This is a genomic window from Mucilaginibacter boryungensis (assembly GCF_015221995.1).
GTDB lineage: Bacteria > Bacteroidota > Bacteroidia > Sphingobacteriales > Sphingobacteriaceae > Mucilaginibacter > Mucilaginibacter boryungensis.
The window spans coordinates 1823460-1840739 of sequence record NZ_JADFFM010000001.1 but is presented as its reverse complement, the minus strand read 5'-3'; the positions used below and the strand labels follow the sequence as shown (position 1 = coordinate 1840739).

General features: G+C 41.2%; 13 protein-coding genes and 1 other RNA gene. 6 read left to right on the top strand and 8 right to left on the bottom strand.

Going from position 1 to position 17280, the window contains the following annotated elements; all coding sequences use genetic code 11:
• Positions 1 to 18: 18 nt before the first annotated feature.
• A complete protein-coding gene (locus IRJ18_RS07715; RefSeq protein ID WP_194105612.1) occupies positions 19 to 429 on the bottom strand; it encodes a transcriptional regulator in 411 nt (136 codons plus the stop codon).
• Positions 430 to 677: 248 nt separating this feature from the next.
• Here IRJ18_RS07715 and IRJ18_RS07710 point away from each other — a divergent pair, with 248 nt between their 5' ends.
• Positions 678 to 2327 (top strand): serine hydrolase domain-containing protein, encoded by a 1650-nt coding sequence (locus IRJ18_RS07710; RefSeq protein ID WP_194105611.1) that lies wholly within the window; start codon positions 678 to 680, stop codon positions 2325 to 2327.
• Positions 2328 to 2386: 59 nt separating this feature from the next.
• Here the strand turns inward: IRJ18_RS07710 and IRJ18_RS07705 are convergent, their stop codons facing one another.
• The 4 genes from IRJ18_RS07705 to IRJ18_RS07690 all read right to left on the bottom strand — a co-directional run bounded on the left by IRJ18_RS07705 (position 2387) and on the right by IRJ18_RS07690 (position 5147).
• Positions 2387 to 3169, bottom strand: a complete 783-nt coding sequence (locus IRJ18_RS07705; RefSeq protein WP_194105610.1) for an Abi-alpha family protein — start codon at positions 3167 to 3169, stop codon at positions 2387 to 2389.
• A gap of 38 nt (positions 3170 to 3207) precedes the next feature.
• Positions 3208 to 3672 carry a hypothetical protein gene (locus IRJ18_RS07700; RefSeq protein WP_194105609.1) on the bottom strand — a complete coding sequence of 155 codons (465 nt, stop codon included), beginning with the start codon at positions 3670 to 3672 and terminating at the stop codon, positions 3208 to 3210.
• 226 nt (positions 3673 to 3898) lie between these two features.
• Complete coding sequence (locus IRJ18_RS07695) at positions 3899 to 4330, bottom strand: hypothetical protein (RefSeq protein ID WP_194105608.1); 432 nt, start codon at positions 4328 to 4330, stop codon at positions 3899 to 3901.
• A gap of 151 nt (positions 4331 to 4481) precedes the next feature.
• A complete protein-coding gene (locus tag IRJ18_RS07690; RefSeq protein ID WP_194105607.1) occupies positions 4482 to 5147 on the bottom strand; it encodes a helix-turn-helix domain-containing protein in 666 nt (221 codons plus the stop codon).
• Between the two features lie 288 nt (positions 5148 to 5435).
• On the opposite strand from IRJ18_RS07690, the gene ssrA reads away from it, so the two are divergent.
• Both ssrA and IRJ18_RS07680 read left to right on the top strand, forming a co-directional pair.
• Positions 5436 to 5805, top strand: a transfer-messenger RNA (tmRNA) gene (ssrA, locus tag IRJ18_RS07685).
• 154 nt (positions 5806 to 5959) lie between these two features.
• Positions 5960 to 8941: a sensor histidine kinase gene (locus IRJ18_RS07680; RefSeq protein WP_194105606.1), complete on the top strand. Its 2982-nt coding sequence runs from the start codon at positions 5960 to 5962 to the stop codon at positions 8939 to 8941.
• Between the two features lie 32 nt (positions 8942 to 8973).
• On the opposite strand, the gene IRJ18_RS07675 is transcribed toward IRJ18_RS07680, so the two are convergent.
• The gene (locus IRJ18_RS07675) at positions 8974 to 10959 is read right to left on the bottom strand and encodes an alpha-L-arabinofuranosidase C-terminal domain-containing protein (RefSeq protein WP_194105605.1); all 1986 of its coding nucleotides are present in this window, start codon (positions 10957 to 10959) and stop codon (positions 8974 to 8976) included.
• Positions 10960 to 11231: 272 nt separating this feature from the next.
• Here IRJ18_RS07675 and IRJ18_RS07670 point away from each other — a divergent pair, with 272 nt between their 5' ends.
• From IRJ18_RS07670 to IRJ18_RS07660, 3 genes are all read left to right on the top strand, one after another.
• Positions 11232 to 13166, top strand: a complete 1935-nt coding sequence (locus IRJ18_RS07670; protein ID WP_194105604.1) for a tetratricopeptide repeat-containing sensor histidine kinase — start codon at positions 11232 to 11234, stop codon at positions 13164 to 13166.
• Between the two features lie 156 nt (positions 13167 to 13322).
• The gene (locus IRJ18_RS07665) at positions 13323 to 13589 is read left to right on the top strand and encodes a hypothetical protein (RefSeq protein WP_194105603.1); all 267 of its coding nucleotides are present in this window, start codon (positions 13323 to 13325) and stop codon (positions 13587 to 13589) included.
• 156 nt (positions 13590 to 13745) lie between these two features.
• Positions 13746 to 14903: an MFS transporter gene (locus tag IRJ18_RS07660; protein WP_194105602.1), complete on the top strand. Its 1158-nt coding sequence runs from the start codon at positions 13746 to 13748 to the stop codon at positions 14901 to 14903.
• 23 nt (positions 14904 to 14926) lie between these two features.
• On the opposite strand, the gene IRJ18_RS07655 is transcribed toward IRJ18_RS07660, so the two are convergent.
• On the bottom strand, positions 14927 to 15937 hold the full coding sequence (locus tag IRJ18_RS07655) for a cytochrome d ubiquinol oxidase subunit II (RefSeq protein ID WP_317174061.1): 1011 nt from the start codon (positions 15935 to 15937) through the stop codon (positions 14927 to 14929).
• Positions 15934 to 17265, bottom strand: coding sequence for a cytochrome ubiquinol oxidase subunit I (locus tag IRJ18_RS07650; RefSeq protein ID WP_194105601.1), 1332 nt, complete (start codon positions 17263 to 17265; stop codon positions 15934 to 15936). Before IRJ18_RS07650 ends, IRJ18_RS07655 begins: the two co-directional genes overlap by 4 nt.
• Positions 17266 to 17280: the final 15 nt, after the last annotated feature.

Here is a 17280-nt window from a genome sequence, read left to right as displayed (position 1 = left end):
CCTTAAGCATATGATAAATTATTGGCTAAGCCTTATCATACATCTCACTTCTTCTTTGTCATTAGCATACCATTCCACACAATATCCTTCAGGGTCAAGATTGGGTTGTTTAAGCAGTTCATCAAAGGTTTTGCTGATGCTTGTTTTATCTTTCCTAAAATCCCTTACAACAGCCGAAACATAATCACCTCTTTTAATAGTTAGCGTATCACATTTATATTTTTCAGCCTCACCAGCGTATGTTTCTTCAGTGCCAGCCCGATATATGATCACTTTGTTTTCAGGTCTGGAAACGCCGAAATATTTTCTTTTTTCTGAAAAAGGCACCATTGCATGAAGTCTGTCATGGGCTTCTTGAATACCCTCTGGAAAAGATTCGGCTATTACATAAAAGATTTTAATGTCTTTTTCAAGCTTGTATGTTTCCATTTTTTCCAATTTTATTAAGCAAAAAACATGATAGAAATATTTATAACGGCTTTTTACAGTGTTAATTACGCAATATTTTCATTTTTGCTCTTCTTTTTGATGCAGATTTGCTCGTATCTTAATGATGTTAGTATCCGCAGAGCCTGGAATTTAAAAATGTGATTACCTTTCTAATACATTTCCAGCTTACGGGTTTTCAGGCGTTGTAGGTAAGTGTCACATTTTAAAAATCTCCACGTCATTTAGGGATGAATAAAACTGCCTTACTATTATTTTTATGGGTTGTTGCTTTTAGCACAAGCTCAGGACAATCGTTACCGGATTCTATCCAAAAAAAGGTTGACGCCCTGTTTAAAAAATGGTCTAACCCTGCTAAACCAGGCTGTACGGTCGGTATTATTCGTAACGATTCATTGATCTACGCCAAGGGCTTCGGATTAGCTAATGTGGAGTTGCAAATTCCTAATACGCCCGGGAGCATTTATTACATGTGTTCAGTATCCAAACAGTTTACCGGCTACGCTATTGCGTTACTGGTGCAGCAAGGTAAAATCGACCCTGCAGCCGATATTCACACCTATTTGCCCTGGATGGGTGACCTGGGCGCTAAGGTTACCGTTCAACAACTGTTAAACCATACCAGCGGTATCAGGGACGATATCAACTTATCGGAAATTATTGGCTTGCCCGTGTCAGGAATGCTGACCGACGACGTGGCATTAGAAATATTGAGAAAGCAACGGTCGTTAAATTTTGTACCCGGCGAAAAATACACCTATTCCAATTCCAACTACGTACTGCTGGCGACGATTGTGAAAGCTGTAACCGGGCAGCCCTTTAAAGATTTTGTTGACCAACAAATATTTAAGCCGCTGGGTATGCTGCATAGCCGTTTTGTTGACAACCCCGATGATGTGATAGTTAACAGGGCCTTGTCTTACTCGCCCAATAACAAAAGGGAATTTAGTAACAGTTTACAAAATGTATACACCATGGGCGATGGTGGCTTGTTTACCAATATACCCGATATGGCCAAATGGGCGGCCAATTATTACAGCCCAACCAATCAGCAGGTGATAAAACTAATGACCGAGCGCGGCATGCTGAATAACGGCCAGCGCATTAAATATGGGTATGGCATTAGTAATGAAGAATCGTTAGACCAGCGGCAATATTATCATAACGGCGGACTGGCCGGCTACCGCACTGTTATTGCGGTTTACCCAGATCAAAAAATGGCCTTCCTTATCTTTGGCAACTCCGGCGAGTCTGATGTAGTTGGCAGGCTCGATCAACTGGCCGCCTTATTCATCCCCAATAAAAAAGCACCGGCTACCTCCCGCCCTGCACGGCGCGACTCCAGTTTAGCATTGGTAACAAACAAAGCAGAGGCCGAACAATTGACCGGCAGCTATTATGCAGAAAATGGCTACCATGTGCGCCTGTCGCTCATCCGGAATAAGCTTTGGATAGATGAGCAATTAATGCTGGCTAAGGATTCTGCCAATCATTATTCTTTACTAAATAACCCCGCGGTGAAGTATGTGTTTACAGATGATACGCATGCCGCTTTGTATAGCCCGGTGTTGGATAAGCCCATGCTGCTGGAGAAACTGATACCGGTTGCCCCGAGCCCTAAATTGGTGAGTAAATATGCCGGTACCTATACCTCACCCGAACTTGACTATAGCTTTCAGTTAACACAGAAAAACGGCGAGCTTTATTTCTCGGCACTACACCGGGCCTCGTCAAAAGTTGAATTTTTCCGCAAAGGCCAGTTACTAACAGGCGATGAAACATTTAGTTATCTCCAGCCCATCACCGGGCCGAATGGTCGTTTCCTTGGTTTTGAACTGAGTAAGGGAAACTCTTTCCATATCAAGTTTTATAAGCAATAAGGTTTGTATGGCACACGCGGTACGCGTGCTAGTATGAGCAAATTTTTAAACAACTTTTACTATTTCACTAATTTTATGAACCTTTCACCAATAGCTGTAAAAACAAATGCTTCATCATTGTAAACATAGACGTTTACGTCGATATCGGTATCGGCTGGATCTTCATCATATTTGCTCGCTTCTACATGCACATCAGTTTCCCATTTCAGTAATCCTAACGAGATGAGATTAGAAATTTTGAAATAGAGGTCTTTTTCATCCAATCCGTTTCTTTCGGCATATTTCGAAAGATTAAATTCGAAGCTTGTTACAGGATAATCAGCAGGTTTTTGGGGATATGCATTAGGGTTATTGTCAGGAAATATTTGTTCCATCTCTTTATATTGCTTCAGTTTAATCTCGTATTCCTGAATTCGTTTTTGCTGAAGTTCTTCAAATAGTTCATCTAATAATAAAGCTTCTTCTGATGAGATTTTATTAAGAACCGAAATACAATTTTGATGAAAAAGTATATCTTCTTTTTCAGACAATACATGAGCAACAAGCTTCGACCACCTATCTTGTAAAGTTTCATCCTCCTCATAAGAACTCATTTCAATTAGTGGTGCTAAAACTTTTAATGAAACTTTTTTGGGATCAATATTATTTTCTCTTAAAATCTCTTGTGCTTTACTAAATATCTTTATTTGATTTTTAAATCTTCTTAATTTGACCTGATCAGCAATTATACCTCCGATTTCATCAAAGGACTGCCCGAACAACGTTTTTAATAATTGTTCACTTTTATCGATAATTTGTTTAGGGACATTTAAATTATCGAGTATCTTTTCAATATCAGCCATAATAAATTTAAATTAAATCCATGAATTTAATGTTGCACTTAGCCTTCTGAATCCCAAAAATTTTTAATAATATAGCATGTTACTGTTTTATCTAATTTACAGAACCTTACTTGTGGTTGCTCTTCGGTATGATACGCAATAGTCTGATTCTCAAAAAACTGTAACACACCAATTTCTACACTTTTGGCATAAAATTTATAGTTGCCATGAAATTCAGGAACAGGGGGATTACCATATAAAGGTTTACATTCGATATTTACCTTTAAGCCCTCGATTTCTGAGTAATCATTATACCCAAGCTTTTCATTCATTGATTTTAAACTGTCTCTTGCGGTTTCTAAAAGATACTTCTCAATTTCGGATTTTGCTCTCTTCAGAAAATCTAAATCTGACGTGGTTCTTTCGTTACATGCTAAATTTACTATTTCTGTGATTTTGCTTGCTTGTAGATAATCAAAGGTTCCAGAAATCTCTGTTTCTAAAAATGCTTTTAATGGAGTCATGGTTTAAGTTTTTTCAAATATAAAAAATTCCTTCATGCTGGCGCACGCGTTGCCGCGTGTGTCCTGAATTTACAGCAATTCGATATTAGCCAATCCTTTACAATCGGCATAATCGATGACGTTGGAATATTTCCAATTGCGTGAAGATAACCTTATTATTTATACAAAGCCCCATATACTTGCGTATGCTGCACATGTTCGCCAGCATATGGATTCGGCTTGGGGTTTAACGATTCCATAACAAAAAATATCCAAAAAATAACAAAACTGCTAAAGTCGAGTAAATGGATAATAGCGAATATAAATTTGTTCCTGTCTGAATAGAACCATACTTTTCTCGTACACGTCCACTAACCTTAGTTATATTGGCTTGAAGCCGCGCCCTTAATAACATACGATAATCAACATACAGGAGCAAAACACAATTAAGTGTAGGTATCACTAAACTCCAACTCGGAACATCTTTTCTGAAAGCGATTAATGCAAAGTACGCGGCGATTAACAAGTTGTTTAAACTGAACAATTTATCATGCATCCTATCAAAATACTTTTGGGTGTCAGCAATCCCGCTTTCTTCCATTCTTTCAAACCTCAGATCCATATCTCTGAGCTCTTGGTCGGTCATAATGCCAAGTTCCCTACATTCCTCATCAGTCATAAATTTAGTTTTTATTGCTTAATCATTAAACTTCTCAATATAAATCTACGCAATTTTCATTTTGAAATTGACGAATACAAAGCTAAGTATTAGCGCCCTTGGCAAAAGAAGCCGGAGGGATTCGAACCCTCGTCCAACTTGATATAGAGCCTCACCTCCTATCCAGCACAATACTTTCAATCTGGTTCAACTGCTCGGCAGTTAGCTGGTTCAGGTTTTCCTGGCTTAAAATGGTATTGTTTATTTGTATGTAGTTGTTCTGCTCGTTTATTACGGTGTTGGCGCGGCTTTTATTTACGGCGCCGGTTATTTCCAGGTAAAGCCTGGCGGCTTTGGTATCGCCTTTAAGGGCGCTCTTAAAAACGCTGGTCAGCACGCTGGGGGCCATAAAGCTAAATTGCTCCATGCCTGCGGCGAATTGTGGCTGGCGGTGGTATTCCTTTAAATGTTTATTAATGGTTTGGCGGCTCAGGCCGGTTTTCTCGGCTATTTCCTTTCTGCCGGGCATGGTACCATACTGCAGCATCAGCGCCGAGATAGCATCGGTGATAGCCGCGTGGTTATAGTACCAGATATCGCTTTTGGTAAAGGGGGTAATAACAGCGTCTATTTTAGCAAAAAAGTCGTCCCGTTCGGTATCCTTTAGCTTTGCCAGCATAGCGGTGCAGGTTTCAGCCAGGCGTTTGCGCTCCAGGCTATTAAAGGGTTCAAGATCGTCCCGGCTGATGGTTGGTTGTTTTAAAAGGTTTTCAATTTTTTGGTCGGCGGCTATTAAGCCCACCCCGCCAGTTTTTTGGGGTTTGGTGGTAGTTTCCATACGAATTGATTTAGGTTAACGCACAAATATACTAATATTTTTAGCAAAATGCAATAGCAAATTATGGTTTACACGATTTTTACTTAAATATCTTATATTCAATATTTTAATTCAAAATAAACCCTGATTTTGTAAACCATGTAAACCATGATTTGGCTGCCTGCCGGGCTGGTCGCCGCCTGTTGAGGGGGAAACAGCCATTTAAATGACCTTCAAAAACCGGTACAAATTTTGTATATTTGTAAACTTAACTCTGAACTTAAAACTCAAGGCTCAGAACTCAACAATGGGGTCGACCGGAATTGACAGGATGGAGATAAGTAAGTAAGCATACTGCGCGTTGGGTGAATTAGCGCATAAATCTGAACGCTCAAAACTACAAATGGCGAAAATAACTACGCCTTAGCTGCCTAATTTAGAATTAGCATAGCTTTTGTCCCGCCGGTTTTGCGTTTCAATGGATCGGCAACCGGGGCATCGAAAATTGAAACTGGCTTGTTGACGGTGTTATAAACAGGCGAGATAAAACACCTAAGGATAACAGTACAGGCAAGCGACTGGCCTTCTGCTATCCCGACAATTAAACAGAAGCTAAGTATGTAGAAAGCTTACCTTATACCATGTTTGGACGAGGGTTCGAATCCCTCCGGCTCCACTAAAAGCCCTCAGATTTATTTCTGTGGGCTTTTTGCTTTATTATATACGGGTTGAGCAACCCCCACTATGTTATCGTACCATCGTAAGGAAGGTTAACAATTTTAGATGTATTGTTTTATAAAAATAGATACATTTACTGTGAATTACCTTAGCGCATGTACAAGTTGTTTTTACTTAAGATTAACCTGGCTCTCACTCTCCTTCTACTTTTTGTTTGTGCAAACCTAAAAGCCCAGGACAATCCAATAAAACAAGCGTTTGAATTTCCAACTAAAGAGATATACGACCTGCATGTAGACAAACATGGCTTTTTATGGATAGCCAGCGACCTTGGCGTGGCCCGTTACGATGGGATCAACTGCGTTCATTTTAGCAATCCGCGGCAAATTTCTTTAGGGTGCACCAATTTGCTGGAGGACAACTACGGCCGTATATGGTTCAATAACTTTAACGGGCAGATCTTTTATATCGAACATGAGACCGTTACGCTACTTGAGAGTTATAAGTTTAACAACGAGCGCAATTTCCCCCGGATGGTACTGTTTCACGACCAGCTTTTGGCCACATCAGACAAAGGCCTTTTTGTGCTAAATACCAAAAATTTAACCGGAACATACATAAGCAATAATACTTATACATCGAGCCTGGCCGTGTTAAAAAATCAGGTATTGGTTCATGGCGATAAAGTCTGGTATTGCTATAACGAAGCAGCAGGCCTAAAAAAACTATCTTATGCCGGAGACGAGGAAATTAACGGTAATGTTTACCTGCTGACTAAAAATACTTACCGTGATACCGTTTACATGATGGTTAATCCTGCGGGTATAGTTAAGAAACTGATGGTGCTAAACGACACCCTAAAGCAAGTTGATCAAATAGCGTTTGGCAGATTCATCAATACTATCTCCATCACTCCAAATAACCAATGGATAAACACTAACGATTGTAGCTACTCGTTAAAAACCGGCGAAAAAGTACAAGGGTATAATTTATCGGCCATAGTAAATGACCTTGAGGGTAATACCTGGTTTAGCAGTTTATATTATGGCCTGTTAATACAATACAAAAAAGACATAGCCGGTAAAACAATAATCCCAGAGTTAGATAATGGCGACCTGGTCATAAGTATCAGAAACTATAAAGACAAGCTATTAGTTGGCACCCAAAAAGGCTTCCTTATCCTTTATGACCCCGTTTCAAAAAACACCGTTTTTAAAATTAAAGTATCGCCTACCGCGGGATCAATAAATTACATTGCTGCTATAAATGCTGATGAATATATCTTAGCGTCCTCGGTTGCTACCTATAAAATAAATATACCTACCAAAAAGGTTACAGAGTTAGTTAACATTAAAACAGTGAAGCAGCTATGCTATGATGAAAAAGCAATTTACATAGCATCAACAAGTGGGCTGTTTGTGATACCGCACGAAAGATCTGACCGGGTTAATCAGCAGATCATGAACGCTTTTGGCCACGTATTTAAATACAGCGCAATTGACAATTATTTTTACCTGAGGTTACGATGCCGTACAATTGCTTATTTTCCGAACCAGGCTTCTCTGTTTGTGTCCATTAAAAACAGCTTATTTAAAATCGACAAAAATGGCATGAAACCTTTTTTGTTTAATAACGATCAGGTTTACGCTGCCTCCTTGGTTTACCTAAATAACCGGCTTTATATCGGCACTATTAGTAATGGCATGTTAGTGGTGGAAAAGGATAGCGTAAAACGCATTTCTGTTCAAAACGGTCTTTTTTCAAAGTCGATATTCAAGATCAAACCTATTGATAAGAATTTATGGATACTTGGCTCGGGGCCGTTACAACTGTTTAATACGCAACAAAAGGTCTTAGTTGACAACTACGAGTTCCCCGATCGCAGCGCATCGCAGGTATTCGATCTTGAGGGCGCAAATCAAATGATATATTTAGCTACTTCATCCGGATTGGAAAATTTCCCGCTTGTAAAAAATGCCGGGGATAAACGATTGAAAAACTACTTGTTGTATATTAAAGTAAATAATAAAATAGTAACCAAAAACAGCAAACTCAAATTAGCTTACGAGGAAAATAATGTACTTTTTAATATTGGCATACCGGCCTATTTGAAAGCCAGGGACATTTACATAAAATATTGCCTGGCAACTAAAACAGACAGCACCTGGTTAACAACCGAGCCCGGCGAACGGACCATCCATTTCTCTTCATTAATGCCCGGAAACTATACATTCAAAGCAATTGCCGTTGACCCAAGGTTAGGTGTGGCAGATACTATGATCAGCTATAGTTTTAGTATAGACAGGCCCTGGTGGGGCAGCACAATTTTTAAAATAATGTTAGCCCTGCTATTCTTGCTTATTATTTTATATGGTTATGCAATTATGCTGCGTAAAAGAATGGCATTGAAAAAGGCATTTGATACCCAACAACAGCTAATCCTGGCCGAAAGGCAACGGATAAGTTCTGAAATGCACGACGATATTGGGTCGGGGGTATTTACCATTCAATCGTTAGCTAATAAGGCCAGCAAAGCCGGGAATGCAAGCCCGGAAATAGATCAGATAAAAAACCAGGTGAATGAATTATCGGCAAAAATACGTGAAGTTATCTGGAGCACCCACGTGGGTAACGATAACCTGGAAATGCTGATCTATTACATTTACGCCCAGATACACCAGTTATTTGAATACCTTGAGATAAAACTTGTTTCTGAGATGCCTGATGATATCCCTGATCTGAAAATCACAGTACAAAGCCGCAGGACCGTCTATCTTTTAGTAAAGGAAATAGTACATAACGCCATTAAACACTCAAAAGCAACCACTATAGGGCTAAAAATGTTTACAGACGAGCAAGCGCTTTATATCTCTGTTTATGATAATGGTATAGGCATAAACCCCGATAACCAAATATCGAAAGGAAGCGCTAACGGGATGGGGCTTGGAAACATCCGGTCACGAATTGAAAAATTAAACGGCCATCTCTCTATTGAAAATAATAACGGTGCGCATATTAACATTAAGATACCGCTTAACGCGTTAAGGGTTAGTGAATTTGATAAAAACCTAACCAAATGGCAGTTATTTATTACAAAGCTTTTAAAAATACCTGCAGAAACACAGGAGGGTAAATAAAAACCAAACTCCGATCTTCATCGCTGCGGTGTTTATATGCCCAGCGAAACTCTAAATACGTTTACCGACATGGGCTCCAGATTACTTAGTATTTTGCCTGAAGCTATATTACCGCTACGCTGTACAGGAGATATTTTAGTGGGGGCATCCAGCGTATTATAAGTGAATTTATCTGCGGATGATAAAGTTACCAAACTATATGTTTTTTTTGGTTTGACTTTGCCCTGTAAATCAAATTCAACTGCTTGTGCTTTGGCTGATGTATTCACTATTTTAATAATCAACTGATGCATATCTGCATCAATTGATGCGCTGGAATACAGGCTGTCTTTGCCTGCTATAATATTGCCATTCATTTTTATGGGGATAACATGAGTACCCTTGTTGGTTGAATATAGTTGCTGTACATAATAATTGGGTGTACCAACCGACCGCAGGTTATCAAACCATATTAAATCGGGGCGCCATTGCCAGGCATCAACGTGGGCCAGCAGCGGCGCGTATGAAGCCATTTGCACCACATCGGCATTGCGTTCCAGCCCTGTCATAAAAGCAGCTTCGGCCAGTGCGCTTATCCAGGTATTTTTATATTCTGCATCATTATTTTTAGTATCCTTAATATGCGCGGCATATTCGCCGGCAAATATTTTAGGGCCTTTCCGGTCATAGTTATCATAACGCGATGCGTTATTCATAAACCACTCAGGGGCCTGGTAGTAGTGTTCATCTAAAAAATCGGCTTTTTCTTTGGTTAATTCAGCGTGCAGATAATCAAATCTTTTTCCCTCCGGTGATGGCCCCGAACTTGTGATGAGCTTAATGCCAGGATATTTTGCTTTCAGCGTTTTTGCAAACAGCTTATACCTGTCTAAATATTGTTCGTCCCATTGCTCGTTACCAACGCCCATCATTTTCAGGTTAAACGGTTTAGGGTGCCCCATGGCCGCACGCAAGCCGCCCCATTTAGTGCTTGTCGCACCATTGGCAAATTCAACCAGGTCAAGCGCATCTTGTATAAAGGGATCGATTTGGTCAAGCGGTACTACCTCGCCGGTATTATATTGGCAAGCCATACCGCAATTTAATATGGGTAACGGTTCGGCGCCAATATCTTCAGCTAATTGAAAATATTCGAAAAAGCCTAATCCATACGATTGAAAATAATCGGGTGCCGACCGATTGGCAAACTCCGTGTTCCACCGGTTAATGATCAATTCCCGGTCGCCAATATCGCCAACTGTTTTTTTCCACTGATAACGGTTAGCCAGGTCACGTCCTTCCACAATACATCCCCCGGGGAAGCGCATAAAACCAGGTTTCAATGCCGCCAGTTTTTCAGCCAAATCAGCACGTAAGCCATTAGGCCGACCTTTGTACGTATCTTGCGGGAACAGCGAGGCCATATCTACATCCACTGTCCCAGGGCCTTCAAAATAAACATTTAAATGCGCTTTGGCATCTGTAGCGGTGCAGATGAAAGATGCGGTGTATTTTGCCCATTCGCCAGTGAAATTGTTTAATTCTGCCTTTCCAATTAGTTTGTTGTCCACCCCGATGGCTTCTATCCTAATCTTTAAATTGCCGCTTTGCTTGCGAGCAAGTATGGAGAAATTATATTTTTTATCTTTTAACAAACCCATTCCACGAAACCCCTCGTTAGCAAGCCCATAAGCCCCCGCCTGTGTTTTTACTGTTATTCTTGCAAAACGCGGATTGTTGGCATTAGCTTCGCCCCTGTTAATAATTAATGTGTTGCCTGCACCGCCGTTTGCAGTTATTTCTTTCCAGCCCATTAATGGCTTGGTAAACTCGAACGAACGATTTTTAATTAGCTCGGCATATAAACCGCCATCTGCCGAAAAGTTAATATCTTCAAAAAATATCCCCCACATGGCTTTAGGTATGGCCGGCCCCTTTGTATCGGTTAATACTGTTAGTTTTTTAGCCTGCTGAGAAAATGCGCTAAAGCCGTAAAAAGAAAACAATACTATTGACAGACAGATAAAATATTTTTTCATGAAGATTAGAATTGATCGGTTTATCAGACATATTAAATGTCATTAAGACAAATATATAAAACCGCATGGTATTTTGTACAACTAATCCTCATGGATATATAATATAGCAGCAAATTAGCTCATAATTATAAATTATCCTTTAATACATTGGTTAAGTATTTATCTTTAAGGCATTATTTAGGATAGACACACTTATAAGATAGATGCCCATTTTAAGCATTTGCAAAATTGTCACCCCCACCCCAAAATTAACTGCAGGCAGGCTAAAGACTTTGCTTATAATAATATTTTTGCTTGTTTGTTACCATAATAGTTTTTCAACAGTTCCTATTACAACCGATACTACAAGTATTGAAACCTATAACAAGCTGGTTAGCCGCTATCGATACGATAAACCCGATTCTGCCGTGTTTTTTGCCCAAAAAGGCTTAGAACAAGCTATAAAACAGAAAAACATAAATGGCCAGGCCTTGATGCTGAACCAACTGGGTATGATAGATGACAATGTAGGCCGCTACGATGAATCGCATAAAAAATACCAGCAAGCCTTAAACTTGTATCAGCAAACAGCTAATGCAAAAGGCATGTCGGCCGAAAATATAAGGTTAGGTGTTGTTGAAATGCGTAAAGGGGTATATGATAAAGCTATTGGTTATTTTCTGGAAGCTTTAAAAATCAGTGAAAAAAGCAATAACATTTCGGGCGAAATGGAAGCCAACCTTACGTTGGGCGAGGCTTACGCCCGGCAAAAGCAATTTGATATTGCTTTGAAATACTTCCATATAGCTGAAAGTTTAAACTCGAAACTGCCTTTTTCCAATTTAACATTAAACATGTATGTTGATTTTGGCTCCATCTACCGTGAAATGTCACGATTTGATGAAGCTAAAAAATACCTGAATAAAGGCCTGCCCCTTAGCAGGGTACCCCAGTATCAGGGTTTAAATATTACGTTAACCACTACCCTTGCATCGGTTTACGCTAAACAGGGCAATAAAGCAAAATCAATTGAATTGCAAAAAGCAGCACTTGAAAAAGCCCGGAAGATAAACAATTACATAAGGCAGGTACAAATACTAAGCGCGCTTGCTGCTACTTACGGAAAAGATAATGCAACAAACGCCCTTTTTTACTATCAACAAGCTATTGACCTGGCCCAGAGCAAGGACGATCATAAATTGGTGATTGAAAGTTTGAATAGTATGGCTGAATTATATACTTCCCAAACAAATTATAAAGCAGCCTTAGCAGCTAAGAGTAAGCAGTACGATTTGGCAGACAAATACTTTTATAAAGAAATGTCTAAACAGATAGCCAGCTTGCAAGCGGCTTACGAACTTAATCAATCCAAGGCTAAGGTGCAGGAATTGAGCTTTAAAAATAAACAGCAGGATTTAGAGCGCAAGGCAATACTATATGTAATGGTTGCCGCTATCCTGTTGCTATTAGTAGTCGGCTTTTTCTTTTACAAAACCCGGCATCTTAACAGCCTTCTTAACAAAACCAACCAAAGCCTGCAGGAAGCGAACCAGGTTAAGGATAAATTATTTTCAGTGTTAGGGCACGATCTGCGCTCGCCGTTTGTATCAGTAATTAACCTGGTGGAATTTATTGATGATGACGACATTAACTCTCAACAGCGCAAAGAGCTATTAGGACAATTGGAGGATACCAGCAAAGCATCATTAGAAACGTTAAATAACTTGCTTAAATGGGGCGAAATGCAAATAAAAGGTATACGTCTTAATCAAACAGCTTTTAAAGCGAAACCGATTATCAATCGAAATATAGCTATGCTTTTAGATTCGGCAAAACACAAAGCTATTACTATTAATAATTCAGTTGATGATGAGATAGCTGTTTTTGCTGATGCAGATCATTTTGACTTTGTGATACGGAACCTGATATCTAATGCTATAAAATTCAGTTACGTTAATGGCGTTATTGACATTAGCGCGGAAAAGGATCACCCTAACGGCAAAATTACAATAAAGGTTAAGGACAGTGGTGTAGGCATCCCTGCGGATCAGCTCGACCTGATATTTAATATCCATAATATTAGTACCACAGGCACCAACAACGAGAAAGGTACCAGTCTTGGCTTATTACTTTGCAAGGAATTTATTGAACTAAATGGCGGCGAAATAAAAGTTGAAAGTGAGGCCGGCAGAGGTTCAATCTTTTCAATTAGTCTTAATAGCATTTAGCATATATATATTTAAGTTTCCCGGGCTTAATGTTTTTTTAATATTCACATATTAAAAATTTAATATTATTTTTTCATAGCAGGTAAAACAATATTGAAAAATATTGTTTATATATTGTTGTTGGAAATATTAGTAAACCTGTAAACTTAAAATTAAATGAAAAAAGTATTACTTATGCTTACTGCTATAACTATGCTTTTTGAGAGCTGTGCTGTAAACAAACCAATTACTGATGATGCCGCCATATTAAATATTCATCAGCAGCCATATATTGTATTTGGCATAGGTAACTGGAGGCCTGGATATTCAATACTTACATTAACGGATGCCAGCCATCAATATTTTACATTAAAAACAGTAGATAATCCCTCTCTAAAAATAGGTGATGTTTACCAGCCGCAATTAATAAGCCAGTCTAATTAAAGCTGAACTGTGGTCTATTGTCGCTACAGGGTAATCTGGTTGGTTATATTTTATACTCCTAAATTCTTTCATAAGTTCCTTATTGCATTAGCTTTGTCATGGCTCACTATCTTTGTTCTTAACAGAAAAATATAGATAGGCTATAATTAGCTATAAATGAAGCGAATTTTACCTGTAATTGTTATCTCTCAATTCTTTTGTACTTCGTTATGGTTTGCTGGTAATGCTATTATGGCCAATATTATCCGCCAATTTCACATTGTTCCAGCTTATTTAGCTTACCTCACCAGTATTGTACAATCTGGCTTTATTTGTGGCACGCTGGTTTTTGCATTATTGAGTATTGCGGATAGGTTTTCGCCTTCGCGGGTGTTTTTTGCCTGTGCCATAATCGCGGCAGGGATAAACTTAACTATCAGTATCAATGGCATCAATCTGTCCGGGTTAATTACCTGTCGTTTTTTAACCGGATTTTTCCTTGCGGGGATATATCCCGTAGGGATGAAAATAGCATCCGACCATTACCAGCAGGGATTAGGTAAATCGCTGGGGTTTTTAGTTGGTGCTTTAGTGTTAGGCACAGCCTTCCCGCACTTTTTAAAAAGCATGACTAACGGCTTACCCTGGAAGTATGTCATCTTCTCTACCTCGCTCCTCTCCGCATTGGGTGGTACAGCTATGGTGTTGTTAGTCCCGGACGGCCCTAACCGTAAGCCGGGCCAGAAACTAAACCTGGCAGCTTGCTTAACGGGTTTCCGCAAACCGCAATTCAGGGCTGCGGCATTTGGCTACTTTGGGCATATGTGGGAACTGTATGCCTTTTGGGTATTTGTGCCGGTGATACTGGCGGCTTATAATGCCCGCTACCCGCTGGCCGATTTAAATGTCCCCCTACTATCGTTCGCCATTATTGCTTCAGGGAGTTTATCGTGCGTTTTTAGCGGGGTAATCTCGCAAAGTTTAGGGGCCAAGAGGACTGCAACCATCGCGTTAAGCATATCGTGTGTATGTTGCCTTGTTTCACCTTTGCTGTTGTTCAGCAGTTCGCCAATTGTGCTGATCATCTTCCTGTTCATTTGGGGGCTGGCTGTAATTGCCGATTCGCCTATGTTCTCTACCCTGGTAGCCCAAAACGCGCCTGCCGAAACCAAAGGCACGGCGTTGACCATTGTAAATTGCATCGGTTTTGCTGTCACAATTGGAAGCATACAGCTGATCAACGCGTTACGCACTACAACCAATGCGCAATATATTTACATACTGCTGGCTATTGGGCCGGTGTTGGGTTTATTGGCGCTGACGCGCGGGAAATAATAAAACCTCGGGTTATACCAATCCTACTCCACCCGCCTTTTCCCGAAACTATAAATCAAATAAAACAGTGACGGCAATATCAGCAAACTACCTACCAACAGAGCAATACCTAACGAAGTAATGGTTTTATCGGGCCCTTCCTGCTGGATCAGTGACAGGTGGCCGCCATCTTTAAACAACACAATATTTGGGTAGTGACTGTAGGTTACGGCGATCAGCAACATCATGATCATCGCTCCCGCCAACGACCGCATCAACGGGACTTTGTCTTTGTAAACAGCTACCCACAACAACACAAACGCGGGTACCGAGCAACTGATGGTAGCCAGGCTTATCCAGTTACCGAACAGCCAAGTTGTCAGCGGGATATTATCCTGGTGCGCCGACCAAAAGATGATGATGATCCACACCGTCAGGGCTGTATTCATAATTTTCGCCTTGCGGATGTAGTAGGCTTTGGTGTCGATTTCTTTCACCTCGCCAATTAAATAGATAGCTGCAAGGAAACCGCACAGGCATACCGTAAAGAAACCCACGGCTACCGAAAACCAGTTATACCAATCGTACACATAAACATCCAGGAAATTGGTGCCTTGCGTATCTATTTTACGCGATACAGCGCTGCCGGCAATGATGCCCAAAAACAAAGGCGTAATAAAGCTGCTGTACACGTAAATGCGGTTATAGATATTCTGCATCCTGTCCTTCACCGCATCGTAATTGCGGAAGGCGAAGGCCGTACCGCGGGCAATAATACCCATCAGCATCACCACCAGTGGGATATGCAGGTAAGTGGAAACGGTGGTATAAACATCGGGGAAACCCACAAACAAAATTACAATGGCAATAATAACCCACATGTGATTAGCCTCCCAAATGGGGCCAATGGCCTGGTACGATGTTTTCCGCACCTGCGATTTATTGGTCTCCCGGGCAAACAACTCCAGTATCCCCGCGCCAAAATCGGCGCCGCCCATCAGCAGGTAGATCAGCAATGACACCCACAAAAAACCGATAACAATATACAACATCATGCGTGGGCGGGTTTAGCGGGTTCAACATCATATAATACGGGCACCATCTTTATTTGCCGGTTCAGCAAAAATATTACGGCCAGCGCCAGCGTAAAATACACGGCGGTGAACAGGTAGAACGAATAAGCGATACCCGGCATCGGCGTCACAGCATCGGCAGTGCGCATAACGCCCTGGATGATCCACGGCTGGCGGCCAACCTCGGTAACCGTCCACCCGGCCTCGACCGCCAGGAAACCCAGCGGTGTGGCCGCTACAAATATTTTCAGGAACCAGGCTTTAGTTAGCCAGTCGCGCTTTTTAAAGATAGCGAACAGGTACAACAGCCCCACGCCCATCATCAGCATGCCCAGCGCCACCATAATTTGAAAAGCATAATGCGTAACGCTTACCGGTGGCTGGTTTTGCACGGGTATCTTGTCCAGGCCTTTTACCGTTGAATCGGTAGTACCATGTATCATAAAGCTGAGCATGCCCGGCAATTTCACCGCGTAGTTTACCTGTTTGTTTTTCACATCGGGTACCCCGCCGATGATCAGCGCGGCGTTTTTCTCGGTATTAAAGTGCGCTTCCATGGCCGCCAGTTTAGCGGGCTGTGTACGCGCCACAAACTTGGCCGATATATCGCCACTGACAGGCTGTAACAATGCCGCCACGACGCCGAAAATGGCCGCTATTTTAAAAGATGTAGCGTGGAAGCCTACGTTGGTTTTGCGCAGTATCATCAGCGCGTGTATGCCTGCTACCGCGAATCCTGTGGCGGCAAAGGCGGCGATAGTCATATGCAGCGATTGTGAGAACCAGCCCCGGTTAAACATGGCTTTGATAGGGTCGATATTAATGTATTGGCCGTTCACGTAATCGAACCCCGACGGGCTGTTCATCCAGCTGTTAGCGGCTACCACCAGTATGCCCGATACAATACCGCTGACGCCCACCACTACCCCGGTTACCCAATGGAACCAGCGGTTGAATTTGTCCCAGCCGTAAAGAAAGAAGCCCAGCGCTATCGCCTCAATGAAAAAGGCCGTGCCTTCCAGTGAAAATGGCATACCGAAGATGGGCCCGGCATGTTTCATAAACGTGGGCCAAAGTAAACCTAATTCGAACGAAAGCACCGTTCCCGATACCGCGCCGGTGGCGAAGAAAATGGCCACACCCTTGCTCCAGGCCTTGGCTACATTTTTATAATTAACGTTGCCCGTGCGCAGCCACAGAAAGTGGGCCACAGCCATAAAAAATGGCATCACCATGCCAATGCACGAAAACACAATGTGGAAGCCTAAGGATAAAGCCATTTGCGACCGGGCGGCCATAAAATCGTTCATGCGGTAAAAGTATGT